The sequence below is a fragment of the Allobosea sp. NPDC003192 genome (assembly GCF_050275675.1).
In the GTDB taxonomy this organism is placed as follows: domain Bacteria; phylum Pseudomonadota; class Alphaproteobacteria; order Rhizobiales; family Beijerinckiaceae; genus Allobosea.
Genome location: NZ_JBNNPK010000020.1, coordinates 79,538 through 96,183, shown reverse-complemented (window position 1 = coordinate 96,183; position 16,646 = coordinate 79,538). Strand labels below are relative to the sequence as shown.

Genomic DNA, 16,646 nt, shown 5'->3' with positions numbered 1-16,646 from the left:
GTTCCCTTTTTTATCGTTTTCAGTGGATCGGCGGCCCGCTCTTAGGCGGCGAGCTCGGGACCGGCGAAGCGGCGGTTGACGAGGACCGGCAGCGCGGCGCGCGCCGCGGCGATACGGGCCGGGTCGATCTCGGCATAGATCAGCGCAGGAGCCTCGCCGGCGCGGGCGATGGCGACGCCGAGCGGGTCGACCACCATGCTGGCGCCGATATTGCGCGGGCCGCATTCGCCGGTGGCGACGACATAGCAGGTGTTCTCGAGCGCGCGGGCGGTGACCAGCACATCCCAATGCGCCTCCTTGCCGAGGCCGCGGACCCAGGCGGCCGGCAGCAGCAGGACATCGGCGCCGTTGAGCGCCAGGCGCCGGGCGAGCTCTGGGAAGCGCACGTCATAGCAGGTCATCAGCCCGCATTTCAGGCCGGCGATCTCGAGCAGCGGCGGCACTTCGCTGCCGGGCTCGACATTGGTCGATTCCAGCGCCGAGAAGGCGTCGTAGAGATGGAGCTTGCGATAGGCGGCGACGATGGCGCCGTCGCGGACCGCGACATGGACGTTGAAGACGCGGCCCTTGCCGTTCGGGACATGGATGCAGAACAGGGTCGTCAGCACCGAGCCCTTGCTCGCCTCTAGCACGCCCTGCATGAACGGGCCGTCGAGCGGCTGTGCCGTCTTCAGCACGATGTCGGGATCGGTGATGTCGCGGGCCAGGATGCCCTCCGGCAGCAACAGGAGATCGGCGCCGGCGGCCTTCGCCTCGCCCATCAGGCGGACGGAGGTGGAAAGGTTCTCCTGCCATTCGCGGCTGACGGCGAATTGTCCGAGCGCGGCTTTCATCAGTGGACTCCTTCAAGCGCGGAGGCGGCCGGGAACAGGGTCTCCGGCGTCAGATCGGTCTCGGCGAGGTTCTGGATGCGCAGCTGCTCGATGAACGCGGCGATCATCGCCCGGTTCGCGGCAAGCCCGCTCTCGTTCCAGTTCTCGGGCAGATCATGCCCGCTGCGCACCAGCTCGTCGATCAGCCAGGGCGTGGTGTCGGCATAGCGGCGGCGCTTCTCCAGCCAGATGCGCTGGCTTTCATCGAGCAGATCGCTCAGCGCCTGCGCCAGCCAGGGCTCGCGGGCGGCGAGTTCCGGCTTGAGGCCGATGATGTGCATGCCGGGCACGTAGCCGACCTTGGCGAAGTAATCACGCTCGGCGGCGCGGACATCCGGCAGTAGCGCCCGGAAGCGCGAGCCCTTCGAGAAGAAGCCCTGCGGCATGAACGGCATCAGCACGGCGTCGATCTCGCCGGTGGCGAGCAGGTCGAGCAGCGGCGGCTGGCCGGGCAGCGCCTCGATCCAGCCCGGACGGGCATAGCGCCCGACGCGGTCGGTGATCGGGTGATCGGCGGCGAGGCGGCTGACGGCCCAGAAGGCATCGTCGATCTCGAGCCCGCCCTCGGCCATCGCCGCGCGCGTCCAGGTGTTGCCGGAATCCTGCCAGCCGGCGATGCCGATGCGCTTGCCGTGCAATTCGTCGAAGCGGGTCAGCTTGCTGTCGGCGGCGGTGACGACGCAGCGATGGCGGAAGCCGCGCATGATGAAGTTCGGAATGCCGACGACGCCGGTCTCGCCGCGGGCGCGGCCGGTGGTGTAGCGGCTGAACGAGATCTCGCTGGCGTCGAAGCGTGGATCGCTGGCGAAGTCGTCGGGCAGCGCGGCGAGGCGCTCGATCTTCAGCTCGAAACGGTCGGGAACGAGGTCGCCGAGGAGCAGCGGCGTGATGAAGTCCCAGTCGCGCAGGGCCAGCCGGATCACAGGTTTCAAGCCATCGCCTCACTGCACAGAAAACCTTGGACGACCGAAACGATAAATGTTCAATCTATCTGATCAATCGCTATTACGTTCCTGAACATTCATTTTTTGAGTCGATGAACGACGAGCCCGACGCCTCCTGGCTGGCAAGCCGCCTGACGCAGCGCACCGCCCGCGGTCTGGCGCTCGATCTCAGCCAGATGATCCGCTCCGGCCTGCTGCCAGTCGGGACCAAGCTGCCGACGGTGCGCGACCTCGCCTACCGGCTCGGCGTCAGCCCCGGCACTGTCTCGGAAGCCTGGAGTGAACTGAAGCGGCAGAAGATCGTCTCGGGGCGCGGCCGCGGCGGCGCCTGGGTCAGCGGCGACAATGCGACGCCGCGGCCAACGCGGATGGCGAGCGTCGCCGATTTCGGACCGGATGCGCTCGATCTCTCGCTGGCGATCCCCGACGCCGCCCTGCTGCCGCCCTTGCGCGAGGCGCTGGCGCAGGCGGCGAGCGCGGAAAACCTCAACAGCTATGAGCGCACGCCGATCCTGCCGGCGTTGCGCGACGCGGTGACACCGGACTGGCCCTATGAGCCCGCGGCCTTCCTCGCCACCAATGGCGGCTACAACGCGGTCTATTCGGTTTTGCACGCGACCGTGCTGCCCGGCTCCTGCATCGCGATCGAGGATCCGACCGCGATGCGGCTGCTCGACATCATCGAGGACCTTGGCGCTGAGATCCTGCCGGTCGGCCGCGACGCAGAGGGGCCCCTGCCGGCAGCGCTTGCCACCGCGCTGGAACGGCGGCCCTCCGCCTTCATCTTCCAGCCGCGCACCCATTCGGTCACCGGCCAGCATGTCAGCCCGGCGCGGCTGGCCGAGCTCGGCCGGGTGCTCGCCGGCAGCGACACGCTGGTGATCGAGGATGACGGGGTCGGCGACGTCTCGACCCATCCACCGATCAGCCTCGGCGCGACGATGCCGGAGCGGGTCGTGCACATCCGCTCCTTCTCGAAATCGCTCGGGCCCGACCTTCGGATCGCGGTGCTGTCGGCCCCCGCCATGGTGATCCGGCAGATCCAGTCCTATCGCAGCTTCTCCTCGGGCTGGACCAGCCGATTGCTGCAGGCCGCGACCGCCTGGCTGCTGACCGATGCAGAGACGGGCCAGCGGGTCGCTGAGGCCCGAACCGTCTATGCCGAGCGCCGGCGGGCGCTGGTCACCTGCCTTGCCGAGCGCGGGCTCGCCATGCCGGAGAGTGACGGCTTATGCATTTTCGTGCCCGTGGAGAACGAACAGTTCGCGCTGGTGACGCTGGCGGCGCATGGCATCGCGGTGCTCCCCGGCAGCAAATGTGCGGTCAGACCGACCGAGCACGTCCGGGTCGCGACCGCGATCCTGGCCGAAGGTTATGAGCGGGTTGCCGAGGCGCTGATCAAGGCGGCACAGCTGGGCGATCAGCGCTGACGCAGTGCCCTGGTATGGGCCGGGACCTCCTCGTCCTCGAACAGCTCGGGATGCTCTGCGGCGATGCGCGGGAGAGCATTGAGGATCTCGCGCAAATGGATGCGCATCGCCGTCGCAGCCATGTCGGGGTCGCCGGCTTCGAGTGCATCGACGATGGCGTTGTGCTGGGTGATCAGCAGCTGGACCGGCGAGGTGCCGGGCAGCGAGAGATAGCGCACCCGGTCGGTCTGAGCGCGGGCGCTCTCCACCACCTTGCCCGCATAGTCGCAATCGACGATTTCGGCGATCGCCTGGTGGAAGGCCTCGTCGAGCACGGTGAACCGCGTGTAATCGCTGCGTCCCGCCGCCGCGCTCTGCTCGGCGATGAGACGGCGCAGCAACGCGACGCCACCGGGATCGATCAGCCTGCTCGCCGCCCGCGCCAGCGAGCATTCCACCGCCTCGCGTACGAAGCGGGCATTGGCGACCTCGCGCAGCGAGATCTTCATGACATAGGTGCCGCGGCTCGGCAGGATCTGCACCAGCCCGGCCTCGGAGAGCTTGATGAAGGCTTCGCGCACCGGCTGGCGGCTGACGCCGAAGCGGCCGGCGATCTCCTTCTCCGACAGCGCCTCGCCGGGTCGAAGCTCGCTGGCGATGATCGCCTGGCGCAGCGCCGCGACCAGTTGCGGCGCGATAGGATCGCGAAGGCGGAGCTGGACGTCCATGAGCGAAACTCCCTCGGCCAGCCGTGCCGATATTATACCGGTATGGTGGCCTAACGGCAAACGCCCGGCTCACTGCTCGCGCTTGCGCAGCAGATAAGTATCCATGATCCAGCCGTTCTCGGCCCGGGCAGTCTCGCGGATACGGACGATCTCGTCCGAGACCTCGACGAGCGGGCCGGAGGCGAGGACCTCCTGTGGCGCGCCCAGATAGGCGCCCCACCAGATGTCTAGGCCGACGGGGTCGATCTTGGCGAAAGCCTGCTCGCCGTCGAGCATGACCACCGTGCTGCCGTCCTCATCGTGGAAGCCGCCCTCGGCGAGCTTGCGGCCGGTGGTGATGGTGACGGGCTCGCCGATCCGGTTCAGCACCAGCCGATGCGCCGCCGCCAGCGCCTGGACGGAGGTGATGCCGGGGATGACATCGTAGTCGAATGCGAGCCCGCGGGCGCGCACGGCCTCGATGATGCGCAGCGTGCTGTCGTAAAGCGACGGATCCCCCCAGACCAGCAGCGCGCCGGTCTGATCCTCGCCGAGCTCGTCGCGGAACAGGCGCTCATAGCTTTCGGCGAGCGCTGCATGCCAGTCGTCGACGCTGCCGCGATAGTTATCGCCCGCAGCGGCGCGCTTGGGCACCTTGAGCGGTACGGTGCGCCAGTTGCCATGCTCGATATAGCGCCGGCAGATCTCTTCGCGCAGCTCGCGCAACGCCGATTTCTCGGCGCCCTTGTCCGGCACGAAGACGACATCGACGCTGTTCAGCGCCCGCACCGCCTGGATCGTGACGTGCTCGGGATTGCCGGCGCCGATGCCGATGATCCTGATCCTGCGCATGGGCACCTCTTTTGTGTTCGAGGCGCCGCATAGCACGCAGGAGCAGGCGACGGCTAACCCAGCAGATTGCGGATCGTGCGCATGAAGACGCGCGCGCCGGGCGCGATCAGGTCATCGGGGAAGTCGTAATCGGGATTGTGCAGCGGCGGCGTGTCCTCGCCGGAGCCGAGCAGGAACATCGCCGATTTCGAGGAACGACCGAACAGGCCGAAATCCTCGGAGCCGCGCTGCGGCGGCGTCTCGCCGCGCGCGATACCCTCCTCGTCGCAGGCCTGGCGCAGATGCGCCACCGCCTCGGGATGGTTTTCGCAGTGATGGAAGACGTCGTGATAGTCCATCGCCACGGAGAGCCCACCGGCGGAAGCGGCTTCGCGCACCAGCGCCTCGGCCTGCGCGCAGAGCGAGCCCATCAGGGAGTCGCTGAGCGTGCGCAAGGTTGCCCAGAGTTCGGCGCGGCCGGGAGTGATGCCGAAGGCCGGCTCGCCCATGCTGGCATGGGTGACCGTGACGAGGCGGTAATTGCCCTCGAGGGCGCCGCCGGGGCCGAGCGCGGTCAGCTCCGGCATCAACCGGGCGAGCGCCTTCATCGGCGAGACCGCATGCTCCGGCGTCGCGGCATGCGAGGTGTGGCCGGTCAGCACGATCTTGAGGCCGCGCGAGGCGCAATTGGCCGGGCCCTCCGAAATCCGGACCGTGCCCAATGGCAGGCCAGGCTTGTTGTGCAGCGAGAAAGAGAAGTCCGGCGCGATCTCCGGAAATTTCGGGTCGGCGATGACGGCGGCCGCCCCCGCTCCGGTCTCCTCTGCCGGCTGGAACAGCAGGATGGCCCGCCCTCGCTGCGGCCGCTGCCGGCCGAGCCCGCGCGACAGCGCCGCGACCGTGGTCATATGGCCGTCATGGCCGCAGAGATGGCCCTTGCCGGCCACCTGCGACGAATGCGGCACGCCGGAAAGGTCCTCGATCGGCAGGGCATCGAGCTCGCAGCGGATCAAGACAGTCGGGCCGGCCTCAGTGCCCTGATAGATCGCGGCGACACCATGGCCGCCGAGTTCGGTGACGATGCGGTCGGGCGCGCTCGGCGCAAGGAAGTCCACGATCGCCTTCGCCGTCTCGCGCTCCTCTCCGGAAATCTCCGGTGCGCGATGCAGGGCATGGCGCAGCTCGATCAGCTCGACCATGTCGGAATTGGTGAGAAACATGCCTGGCGCTTCCTCGGATGATTTGCTCCGAGCATCACCAGAGCGCCCGCTGGTTCAACCCCTGTCGTCACCCTAACCCGGCAGGCGGCCATGCATCCTGTTCACGCCGCCAGCAAGCCGAGCGCCCGCTCAATGCGCGAGCAGCCGCCGCGGCCGCGCGCCTTGCGATAGGCGCGGCTGAGGCGCCCGCTGGCATAGGCGTCGACGACGATGGCGTGGACGTAGCTCTTGCGGACCACAGCTGGCGTATTGACCAGCCGCTCGGCAATGGCGCGCATGATGTCGGCGAGCTGGCGCTTGCGGCCGCGCTCGCTGGCGGCGATGTCGGTCGAGAGCAGCAGCTCGGCGGCGGCGGCATTGGCGGCGAGCATGCGCAGATCCTTGCTCGACACCGGCAAGCCTGCCGCCTCCTTCAGATAGGCGTTGATGTCGGCGGCGTTGATCGCGGCGACCGAGCCGTCCTCGGCGCGATACTGGAACAGGCGCTTGCCGGGCAGGGTCTTCAAGCGCGTCAGGGCGCGGGCGAGCGGCGCGTCGTCGCGGCCGCAGACAATGTCCTTGCCACCCTTGCCGCGGAAGGCGAGCGCGACGTGCTTGCCGGATATAGCGACATGGCGCTTGAGCAGGGTCGAGGCACCGTGGCTGCCATTGGTGCGGGCATAGACCTCGTTGCCGACGCGGATATGGCAACGGTCGATGATCGCGGCGGCGCAGGCGAGCGCCTTGGGACGCGAGAGAGTGCGATCCTTGAGATCGGCTGCGATGCGCTCGCGCAGTTTCGGCAGCGCATCGATCAGGCGGCCGAGGCGCTTGAGCTTGCGGCGCTCGCGAACCTTCTCCCAGTCGGGGTGATAGCGATGCTGGATGCGCCCGGCGTCGTCGCGGCCGACGGCCTGGAGATGGGCGCGCGGGTCGGCTGCGATCAGCACATCCTCATAGGCCGGCGGAATCGCGAGCGAGCGGATGCGGGCGAGCGTCTCCTCGTCGGTGATCTTGCCGCCATCGGCGTCGCGATAGCCGAAATTGCGGCCGGCGCGGACGCGGCGAATGGTAAGATCGTCGAGGGTCACACGGCGCAGGCGACCCTTACCCGCTGCGGCGCTTCCTTTGCCCTTGGTGACCATTCAGCCCTCCGCAGCTCGACCGGCTGCGGAGGAATGCGGGAAGCGGCGGGAGGTTCCCTACCGCTTCGCCCGCGCGACGATCTGCGTCGGGTTGACGAAGCGCAGCGCGATCACCAGCCAGACCAGCGTCGTCACCATGTAGATCACCGCCATGGCGTCGATCGACTGCACGGCACGCACGCCGGCGGCGAAGACCGCATAGTAGAGCGCGACCACAAGGGTCTGGCTGGTCGGGCCGGCGGTGAGGAAGGTCAGCTCGAACATCGCGATCGTGCGCACCAGCACCAGCAGCAGCGCGGCGAGGATGCCGGGCATCAGCAGCGGCAGCAGGACATGGATGAAGAGCTTGAAGGTGTTGGCGCCGAAGACGCGCGCCGCCGCCTCGATCTTGGTGTCGATCTGCTCGATGAACGGGATCATCACCAGGATGACGAAGGGCACGGTCGGCACGAGATTGGCGAGCACCACGCCCGACATCGAGCCGGCGAGCCCGGTGCGATAGAGCACCGTCGCCAGCGGGATGCCGAAGGTGATCGGCGGCACCAGCAGCGGCAGCAGGAAGAGCAGCATCACCAGCTTCTTGCCGGGGAAATCGCGCCGCGCCAGCGCATAGGCGGCGGGTACGCCGATCAGCCCCGACAGGAAGACGACGAGGAAGACGATCTGGAAGGTGACCGTCAGGACGTCGCCAAGCTGGAACTCGCTCCAGGCGGCGCCGTACCAGCGCGTCGTCCAGCCGTCCGGCAGCCAGGAGCGCAGCCAGCGCGTCGAGAACGAGCTCGTCACCACCGCGGCGATCATGCCGAACAGGTTGACGATGAAGAAGCCGATCAGCGTCCAGTTGGCCGCAGCCCAGAGCTTGGTGGAAAGGCGGGTGTCCTTGACCATGACGCTCAGCCCTTCCCGCCGCCGGCCGGGCCGCGATAGAGCATGCCGCGCATGCCAAGCACCGCGACGACGATGGCAAGCTGAACCATGCCCATGATCATCGCGACGGCCGAGGCCATCGAGTAGTCGTATTCCTCGAAGGCGGCCTGATAGGCGGCGATCGAGATGACGCGCGTCGGCCCCGCCGGCGCCCCCAGCAGCACCGCCGAGGGAAAGACCGAGAAAGCCTGCACGAAGGAGAGGCAGAAGGTGATCGCAAGGCCGGGCAGCAGCAGCGGGAAGAGGATGTGCTTGAAGCGCTGCCAGGGACCGGCGCCGAGCGTCGCGCCCGCCTGCTCCAGCGCCGGGTCGACACCGGTCAGATAAGACAGCGTCAGCAGGAAGGTGAAGGGGAAGCCGGTGATGACCAGCGAGAGCATCACGCCCCAGTAATTGTGCAGCAGCTTCACCGGCGAGGAGATGATGCCGAGCGTCATCAGCGTGCGGTTGAACCAGCCCTGCGGGCCGAGATAGTTCAGCAGCCCTTCCGCGACCAGCACGGTGCCGAGCGTGATCGGGATCACCAGGATGGTGGTGAGCAGGCGCTGGTTCTTCATCAGCCGGACGCGGAAGGCGATCGGTATCGCCAGCAGCAGCGTCACGATCGTCACCGGCAGAGCGAGCCAGAGCGTGGTCGCGATCGTGTCGTAGAGGAACGCATCGGAGAAGAAGCGCCGATAATTGGCCAGCGCCCCGCCGGCCTTCGGCGTGAAGGAGAGGAAGAGCCCGTACAGGAACGGGTAGATGAACAGCGCCAGCAGGAAGAACACCGCCGGCAGGACGAGCAGGGTCAGCCCGTCGAGGCCGCGCGCGGCGAGGCGTTGCTTGAGCGGGATTTCGGCGGTTGCGCCGGTGACGGTGCTCATGCGCCCCCTCCGAAGACGAGGACGCGATCCGGCGCCGCGGCGAGGCGAATCTCGGTACCGGGCGCAATACGCTTGTCGGCCAGGAAGGTCAGCGGCGTATCGTCCGCCATGCGGGCGAAGCCGACGAATTCGCGGCCGTGGAATTCGGTCGAGACGACCTTGGCGGCGAGCCCCGGCACGCCATCCGCCACCGGATGCAGGTCCTCGGGACGGATCGAGAGATGCGCACCCTGCCCCGCCGCGACCGGCGATCTCACCCGCCCGGCGACGCCGACCTCGCCGACGGTGACCGTCGCCTGTTCGCCGGCGACGGAGGCGACGCGGCCGGCGACCTTGTTGCGGAAGCCCATGAACTCGGCGACGTCGAGATGATCCGGCCGCGAGAATAGGTCCTCCGGCCCGCCGACCTGGCGGATCTCGCCATCGCGCATCACCACGATCCTGTCGGCGAGCGAGAGCGCCTCCTCCTGATCATGGGTGACGTAGATCGTGGTAGCGCCGAGCGTGTTGTGGATGCGCCTGATCTCGGCGCGCATCTCGAGGCGGAGCTTGGCATCGAGATTGGAGAGCGGCTCGTCCATCAGCACCAGCGGCGGCTGTACCGCGATGGCGCGAGCGATGGCAACGCGCTGCTGCTGGCCGCCGGAAAGCTGACCGGGCAGCTTCTCCTCCTGGCCCTGCAGGCGGACCAGCGCGACGGCCTCGGCGATGCGGCGATCGCTCTCGGCCTTGGCCATGCCGCGCATCTTCAGGCCGAAGCCGATATTCTTCTTCACGCTCATATGCGGGAAGAGCGCGTAGCTCTGGAAGACCATGCCGAAACCGCGCTCTTCCGGCCGTAGCGGATCGATGCGCTTCTCGTCGAGCCAGATGCCGCCGCCGGTCGCCGGCAGGAGGCCGGCGATAAGGTTCAACGTCGTCGACTTGCCGCAGCCGGAGGGGCCGAGCAGCGCGATGAACTCACCCTGCTTGATCGTCAGCGAGACGTCCTTGACGGCGTTGTGCGTGCCAAAGTCGCGGCAGAGCCGGTCGAGCCTGAGTTCACGGAAGTTCGCGGCATGTATCGACATGAAGGACCATCGGGTTCGAACGGATGGACGACCTTACCGCCGCAGGCGACAGCAAGGCGGCAGGCCGGTCAAGGACCGGCCTGCTTCGAGATTTAAAGCCAGACTTACTTGCGCTTGGCGCCGCCGACCTGCTCGTCCCAGATGCGGAAGGCGACGACCATCTTCTCGGGGTCGAGCGGGGTTTCCATCGGGTTGTCGGCGATCAGCTTGTCGTATTCGGGCCGGCCGAACTCGGCGATGGCCTTCTGGCTTGAGGCTGGTGCCATCGAGAGCGGCACGTCCTTCACCGCCGGGCCCGGATAGAAATAGCCCTCGTCATAGGTATAGGCCTGCTGCGCCGGGGTCAGCATGTGGCGGATCAGGTCGAGCAGCACGTTAAGCTTCTCGTCGGAGACGCCCTTGGGGATCATCATGTACTGGGCGTCCGTGACCCAGTGGAAGCCCTTGATCGCCTGGATCTTCGCTTCCTTCGGCACGACGCCGAGGACACGCGGGTTGATGTCCCAGCCGGTGGTAGAGACGATGATGTCGCGCGAGCCGTCGCCGAGCTCCTTCATCGTCGCGCCGGTGCCGCCGGGATAGTATTCGATGTTCTCGCCCAAGGCCTTCAGATAGGCCCAGGTCTTGTCCCAGCCCTTCGCCGGATCCTTGGGATCGCTGTCGCCGAGGATGTAGGGCAGCCCCATGATGAAGGTGCGGCCGGGGCCGGAATTGGCCGGGCGGGCATAGAGGAAGCGATTCTTGTTCTGCTTGGTCCAGTCGAGCAGCTCCTGCGCCGTGGTCGGCGGGGTCTTGACCTTGTCCGGCATGTATTCGAGCAGCGGGCCGGACGGGTAATAGACCATCGCCATGGCCTGACCGCGCCCGAGATTGTGCATGGCGAGCGCGGGCTTCAGGTAGATATCGTCAGGCTTGGGCAGATCGGCGGCGAAGCGCGGCAGCAATTCGACCCAGAGCTTCTGGTCGATGCCGGCCGAGAGCACGTCGAGGCCACCGATGACGAAATCGATGTCGAGGCGGCCGGCATCCTGCTGCGCCTTCAACTTGGCCGGCAGTTCGGGAGCGGGTGCCTTGGTGAAGACCATCCGCGAGACGGCCTTGGGATTTGCCTTGGGGTAGTTCTCCAGCGGCGTCTGCACCAGAGCGAGCGCCCCACCGACGTCGATGACGCTGATCGTCAGCGGGGACGCCGGCAGCTTGAGCGTTTGAGCGAAAGCTCCGGGCGCAGCCGCGATGCCGGCCATGCCAGCGACGCCGCCGAGGAATGTACGGCGATGGATCGTATCCTGGACCATGATCTCCCCTCCCGGCGGTCTCGCCGCCTGCTGTTTCCCCAGCCCGCGAAAAACGGGCTCTTGCGGCACTTTTAGCACCGGCTTCTATTGAATTCGCGGCTTTCGGAGTTGACGCCTCCGTTCGAGCCGGTATCCTAGTATACTAGTGAACAAGAGCTTGGCAATGGGCGTCGCGGCGGCGAGACAGAGCACCGACCAGATCTACCGGGCGTTGCGCGGCGACATCCTGAACGCGGTCCTGCGTCCGGGCGAGTCGATCTCGGAAGCGCGCATGGCGCTGCAGTTCGGCGTCAGCCGCACGCCGGTGCGTGAGTCATTCAAGCGACTGGTCGAGGACGGCTTCCTCGTCGTCGTGCCGCAGGTCGGGACCTTCGTCGCCCCGATCGACCTCGCCGCGGTCTATGACAGCCAGTTCGTGCGCGAGACGCTGGAATGCCGCACGGTCGCGCTGGCGGCGAAGAACATCGACGAGGCCGGACAGACCGCCCTCACCACTCTCATCGCGCAGCAGGAGCAGGCACTCGCCGATGGCGACCGGGTCGGCTTCTTCCGCGGCGACGAGGAATTCCATGCCGAGTTGGCGCGGCTCTCCGGCCACCCTTCGGTCTGGGGGCTGATCGAGAGCGTCAAGGCCCAGCTCGACCGCGTGCGCTGCCTGTCACTCGACACCGGCGGCTGGTCCGAGATGATCCTGAGCGAGCACCGCCAGATCGCCGAGGCCGTCAGCGCCGGCGACGAGGCCCGGGCCGAGCGCACCATGCGGGCGCATCTGCGCACCGTCTTCGACGCCATCGAGACGATCGCGCGCGACCATGTCGACGCCTTCGCCGCCAGCGGCGGGCTCAGCAAACCCACCTGACGAAGCCGCGACAGACGGCGCCCTCAATAAGGACAACAACGATGGAACAGACCTGGCGCTGGTTCGGCCCGGACGATGTGGTGACACTCGCCGAGGCCCGTCAGGCGGGCGCGCGCGGCATCGTCAACGCGCTCCACCAGATTCCGTATGGCGTGGTCTGGAGCGTCGAGGAGATCGAGAAGCGCAAGGCGATCATCGAGGCCGACAAGAGCCTCGGCCTGCGCTGGGCGGTGGTCGAGAGCCTGCCGATCCACGAGGACGTCAAGATCGGCGAAGGCGATCTCGAGACCATCTTCGCCAATTACCGCCAGTCGCTGCGCAACCTCGCCGCCTGCGGCATCGAGGTGGTCTGCTACAACTTCATGCCGGTTCTGGACTGGACCCGCACCGACCTCGCCCAGCCTCTCCCCGGCGGCGGCACGGCGCTGCGCTTCAACCTGCATGAATACGTCGTCGTCGATCATTTCATGCTGCAGCGGCCGGGCGCCGCCGACGGCCATTCCGCCGAGGTGATGGACAAGGCCAAAATCTGGTTCGAGCGCTCGTCGGAGGCCGACCGCGCCAAGCTGATGGCCAACATCATGGCGGGCCTGCCGGGCGCCTATGACCGCTATGACGTGCCGGGGCTGAAGCGCATCCTGGCGCGCTATGCCGATATGAGCCATGACGGCCTGCGCGCCAACCTGAAGCGCTTCCTCGAAGCGGTGATCCCGACCGCCGAAGAAGTGGGCATCCGCATGTGCATCCATCCCGACGACCCGCCTCGGTCGCTCTTCGGGCTGCCGCGCATTTGCTCGAACGAGGACGACATCGCCTTCATCCTCGGCGCAGTCGACAGCCCCTCGAACGGACTCACCCTCTGCTCCGGCTCGCTCGGCGCCAATCCGAAGAACGACGTGCCTGCCATCGCGCGGCGCTTCGCCGACCGGATCTGGTTCGCGCACTTACGCAATGTCGCCAAGGACCCGGACGGCTCCTTCATGGAAGCCGAGCACCTCGGCGGCGACACCGACATGGTCGCCCTCGTCGACGCCCTGATGGCCGAGCAGACCCGGCGCAAGGCGGCCGGCTGGACGCACTGGCGCATCCCGATGCGCCCCGACCATGGCCACGAATTGCTCGACGACGCCAAGAAGGGCTCGTTCCCCGGCTATCCGGCGGTCGGCCGCCTGCGTGGACTGGCGGAGCTGCGGGGGGTCATGACGGCGCTGGCTAGCGTGAAGGGTTATGCGAGCTGAGGAGACAGCCTCGCGATTGAGAGACTCCGTCGAACCGATCGATATCTCGTAGCCCGCTCGCGAGGCGCGTCCTGCATAAATGCGCGTTGACAATTATTTATTCTCGAATAAATTCCTGAATAAATAAATTTGGTGACGCCATGCATAATCGCCAGAACGAACGAAACCTGCTCAAACGCAAGCTCGAAAGCGGCCTCAGTATTCACATGCCGGCGCCACGCCGGATCGGCAAAACCTGGACGATCAACCGGCTGGCACTAGACCTGAGGGCGGCTGGCTGGGTCGTCGTCGAGGCCGATGTCGAGGGCATGCGTACGCCGCAGAAGTTTGCGCAAGACCTGTGCGCCCGGATCGAGGGCGCTCTCCAGGCCAAGGACCGCTTCGGGGCGCATCTGACCCAACGCCTGAACAATCTTCTAGGCGGCAACTGGGGCCACAAGCCCCTCGACGCTTTAGGCAAGGTCGACCCGATCGAGTTCGTCGAGACGCTGATCGCCGCACTCGACGAAACGACTGACCGGGCCGCGATCCTGATCGACGAAATCGCCTATTTCTTCCTGGCACTCGCCGAAGAAGTCCCCAAGGAGGCGAACACCTTTGCCTATCGGCTCAGGGCGCTCCAGCAGCGTTATCGCAATGTCCGCTGGGTTCTGACCGGATCGATCGGCCTCGAGACAATCGCCCGGCGATATGGGCTGGAGGGAGCCTTCGTCAATTTCGAGACCTTTGTCCTGGAACCGTTCACGCCGGACGAGGCGCGCTCATATATGCGGGACCCGGCCGTGCGGCAGCAGTTCAACCACGTCTTCGATGCGAGCGATGCCGATTTCGATCACGTCTTCGCGGAGCTCGGCTGGCTCTCGCCCTATTATCTCAAGCTGATCGCCAACGAGGTCCGCCCCTCGATCGCAGGCACGGACAGCACGCCGCCAACCGCGACCCGGCAGGACTTCGAGGCGGCGCTGAACAAGCTCCTCCAGCCGAGCCGCAACTCCGACTTCGCGGTGTGGCGCGAGCATCTGCAAAAGAACCTGTCCAAGCCCGACCAGGCCTTGGCGAAGCATCTGCTCGGCGTTCTATCCAAGGCCGCCGATGGCGAGACGGCGGAAACACTGCTGGCTCGCGCCACGCAATTCAAAGCGAAAACGACACCGCGGCAAGTAAAAGACCTTCTCAACATGCTCTGCATGGACAATCTCATCGGCGGCACCGCTGGGAGATATGCCTTCCGATCCGGCCTGATCCGTCGCTACTGGCAGGAATACGAGGCGGATTGACGATGTCGAAAGCGCTTTTTATCTATAATCAAAGCAGTTTAAGTGACGACGATTTCATCGATAACTTCGTCGCCCGCGGGAATTCCCTGGAAGCCCTGCTCCGCCAGCTGCGTACGACCCAAGCCGACGGCGCCAGCGCTCACTCCATCCTCGTCGGCCCGCGCGGCATGGGTAAGACCTCGCTATTGCGACGTCTCGCCATAGCGATCAACCGCGACCCTGCGCTCGCCGACGACTACGTTCCCCTGACCTTTCGGGAGGAGCAGTACAATGTGCTGTCGATCGGCGATTTCTGGCGCAATTGCGGGGAAGCACTGGCCGAATGGGCCGAGCTGACAGGCCTGAATGAACTGGCGGAGCGTCTCGACATAGCGCTCGTCTCGAAGGACTGGCAGGGGGACGACGAGCCCGGCGTGCAGCTCCGTTCCGAAATGGCCAGGCTGGGCCGTCGAGCAGTGCTCCTGATCGACAATCTGGACCTCGTCCTGGACAATCTGAGCGACACGGATCAGTGGATCCTGCGCCGCTATCTCCAGGAGCGGCGCGGCCCGATCGTCATCGGCGCGGCCACTCAGCCGCTCAAGCAGGGCGCCGAGCGCGAGGCCGCCTTCTACGAATTCTTCCAGCCGCATCATCTCGATCCGCTCAATGCGCTCGAGACCGAGAATTGCATGCGCGCACTGGCAACCCGGCGCGGTGAACCCGGCAAGCATGTCCTGGAGATTCTCGGCAATCAGCCCGAGCGACTGAAGACGCTTCATACGCTGACAGGCGGCAATCCGCGCGTCCTTGCCCTGATTTACAGGCTCCTGGAAAGCGCCGATTCATCTGCGGTCATGGCCGATCTCGAAATCCTGCTCGACCAGGTCACGCCCTTCTACAAGGCCCGGATCGAGGAATACCAAAGCCCGCAGCAGCGCGCGATCATCGACGCGATCGCCCTCCATTGGGACCCCGTCACTACCGGCGCGCTCGCGCAGACGACGAGCATCGCGACCACTTCGCTCTCTTCTCCCCTCAACAAGCTGCGCAAGGACGGCCTGATCGAGGAGGTCAAGACTTCGGGCGCCTATGCCGGGCATCAACTGACCGAGCGCTTTCTCAATATCTGGTACCTGATGCGCCACGGCACCCGGCGCACCAAGCAGAAAATGCGCTGGCTGGTCGGCTTCCTGACCAGTTTCTATTCCTCGCATGAGCTCGCCGAAATTGCGCGCCGGGCCAAGGCAAACGGCATCGCGAAAAACTGGCATCCGAACTACGAGTTGGCATTCAATGAAGCTCTGACATACCCGCTTCGAGGCAAGGAAAAGAGCGATCACCGTGCTGTATCCGGCGCAACCAGCCTGGATGCACGCGAGATCGTTAGCGTGGGAGAGGATCAGGCTTCGTCTCCGGACCACAGGTCCCAACAGATTCGACTTTTGATGAAAGACGTCATCGACCGTTGGGAGGTGGGAGATTTCGATAGCAGCAGAGCAGTTCTCGAGGAGATCCTGGCTCAAATCAGCGAATCAGACGAACTGACGTCTCGCGGGCAGCTCGCTTGGGCGCTGCTCGGCAAAGGCTTTCTTCTCAGCCGCACGGGCGAGAGAGCTGCCGCCATCGCTGTTTATGACGAGCTGATCGCCCGCTTCAGCGAAGCGCCGGAGCCGGCCTTACGCGAGCAGGTCGCCAGAGCAATGCTTAACAAGGGCGTAGCGCTCGACCTGAGCAGCGACAACGCGGCCGCCATCGCCATCTATGACGGGCTGATCGCCCGCTTCGGCGAGGCCCCGGAGCTGGCCTTGCGCGAGCAGGTCGCCATGGCAATGCTCGACAAGGGCCTAACACTCGGCCAGATCGGCGACAGCGCAGCGGAAATCGCCGTCTATGACGAGCTGATCGCCCGCTTCGGTGAGGCCCCAGAGCCGGCCTTGCGCGAGCAGGTCGCCATGGCAATGCTCGACAAGGGCCTAACACTCGGCCAGATCGGCGACAGCGCAGCGGAAATCGCCGTCTATGACG

General features: G+C 66.2%; 15 protein-coding genes. 5 read left to right on the top strand and 10 right to left on the bottom strand.

Translation table 11 applies throughout. The features are described 5' to 3' along the window. Positions 1 to 41: 41 nt before the first annotated feature. Both ACQKLX_RS23535 and ACQKLX_RS23530 read right to left on the bottom strand, forming a co-directional pair. A complete protein-coding gene (locus ACQKLX_RS23535) occupies positions 42 to 833 on the bottom strand; it encodes a deaminated glutathione amidase (RefSeq protein WP_427363982.1) in 792 nt (263 codons plus the stop codon). Then, positions 833 to 1,795, bottom strand: a complete 963-nt coding sequence (locus ACQKLX_RS23530; protein WP_427364030.1) for a substrate-binding domain-containing protein — start codon at positions 1,793 to 1,795, stop codon at positions 833 to 835. The genes ACQKLX_RS23535 and ACQKLX_RS23530 overlap by 1 nt, the downstream gene beginning before the upstream one ends. A gap of 113 nt (positions 1,796 to 1,908) precedes the next feature. Between ACQKLX_RS23530 and ACQKLX_RS23525 the strand changes: the two genes are divergently transcribed. Then, positions 1,909 to 3,246, top strand: a complete 1,338-nt coding sequence (locus tag ACQKLX_RS23525) for an aminotransferase-like domain-containing protein (protein WP_427363981.1) — start codon at positions 1,909 to 1,911, stop codon at positions 3,244 to 3,246. On the opposite strand, the gene ACQKLX_RS23520 is transcribed toward ACQKLX_RS23525, so the two are convergent. The 8 genes from ACQKLX_RS23520 to ACQKLX_RS23485 form a co-directional block, all read right to left on the bottom strand. After that, positions 3,237 to 3,953: a GntR family transcriptional regulator gene (locus ACQKLX_RS23520; protein ID WP_427363980.1), complete on the bottom strand. Its 717-nt coding sequence runs from the start codon at positions 3,951 to 3,953 to the stop codon at positions 3,237 to 3,239. The genes ACQKLX_RS23525 and ACQKLX_RS23520 overlap by 10 nt on opposite strands. Positions 3,954 to 4,022: 69 nt before the next feature. Further along, the gene (gene cobF, locus ACQKLX_RS23515; RefSeq protein ID WP_427363979.1) at positions 4,023 to 4,784 is read right to left on the bottom strand and encodes a precorrin-6A synthase (deacetylating); all 762 of its coding nucleotides are present in this window, start codon (positions 4,782 to 4,784) and stop codon (positions 4,023 to 4,025) included. 53 nt (positions 4,785 to 4,837) lie between these two features. Further along, on the bottom strand, positions 4,838 to 5,983 hold the full coding sequence (locus ACQKLX_RS23510) for an amidohydrolase (protein WP_427363978.1): 1,146 nt from the start codon (positions 5,981 to 5,983) through the stop codon (positions 4,838 to 4,840). 101 nt (positions 5,984 to 6,084) lie between these two features. Then, positions 6,085 to 7,107 carry a DNA topoisomerase IB gene (locus ACQKLX_RS23505; RefSeq protein ID WP_427363977.1) on the bottom strand — a complete coding sequence of 341 codons (1,023 nt, stop codon included), beginning with the start codon at positions 7,105 to 7,107 and terminating at the stop codon, positions 6,085 to 6,087. A gap of 57 nt (positions 7,108 to 7,164) precedes the next feature. Further along, positions 7,165 to 7,995 carry an ABC transporter permease gene (locus ACQKLX_RS23500; RefSeq protein ID WP_427363976.1) on the bottom strand — a complete coding sequence of 277 codons (831 nt, stop codon included), beginning with the start codon at positions 7,993 to 7,995 and terminating at the stop codon, positions 7,165 to 7,167. 5 nt (positions 7,996 to 8,000) lie between these two features. Further along, entirely contained in the window at positions 8,001 to 8,900 is a 900-nt protein-coding gene (locus tag ACQKLX_RS23495) for an ABC transporter permease (protein WP_427363975.1), read from the bottom strand. Continuing rightward, a complete protein-coding gene (locus ACQKLX_RS23490; RefSeq protein WP_427363974.1) occupies positions 8,897 to 9,970 on the bottom strand; it encodes an ABC transporter ATP-binding protein in 1,074 nt (357 codons plus the stop codon). Before ACQKLX_RS23490 ends, ACQKLX_RS23495 begins: the two co-directional genes overlap by 4 nt. 104 nt (positions 9,971 to 10,074) lie before the next feature. Beyond that, entirely contained in the window at positions 10,075 to 11,265 is a 1,191-nt protein-coding gene (locus tag ACQKLX_RS23485; protein WP_427363973.1) for an extracellular solute-binding protein, read from the bottom strand. A 163-nt stretch (positions 11,266 to 11,428) separates the two neighbouring features. Here ACQKLX_RS23485 and ACQKLX_RS23480 point away from each other — a divergent pair, with 163 nt between their 5' ends. The 4 genes from ACQKLX_RS23480 to ACQKLX_RS23465 form a co-directional block, all read left to right on the top strand. After that, positions 11,429 to 12,124 carry a GntR family transcriptional regulator gene (locus ACQKLX_RS23480; protein WP_427363972.1) on the top strand — a complete coding sequence of 232 codons (696 nt, stop codon included), beginning with the start codon at positions 11,429 to 11,431 and terminating at the stop codon, positions 12,122 to 12,124. A gap of 41 nt (positions 12,125 to 12,165) precedes the next feature. Beyond that, positions 12,166 to 13,362 (top strand): mannonate dehydratase, encoded by a 1,197-nt coding sequence (uxuA, locus tag ACQKLX_RS23475; protein ID WP_427363971.1) that lies wholly within the window; start codon positions 12,166 to 12,168, stop codon positions 13,360 to 13,362. A 140-nt stretch (positions 13,363 to 13,502) separates the two neighbouring features. Further along, positions 13,503 to 14,639, top strand: a complete 1,137-nt coding sequence (locus ACQKLX_RS23470) for an AAA family ATPase (protein ID WP_427363970.1) — start codon at positions 13,503 to 13,505, stop codon at positions 14,637 to 14,639. 2 nt (positions 14,640 to 14,641) lie between these two features. Then, the coding region (locus tag ACQKLX_RS23465) for an AAA family ATPase (RefSeq protein ID WP_427363969.1) at positions 14,642 to 16,646 on the top strand (2,005 nt) is incomplete at its 3' end.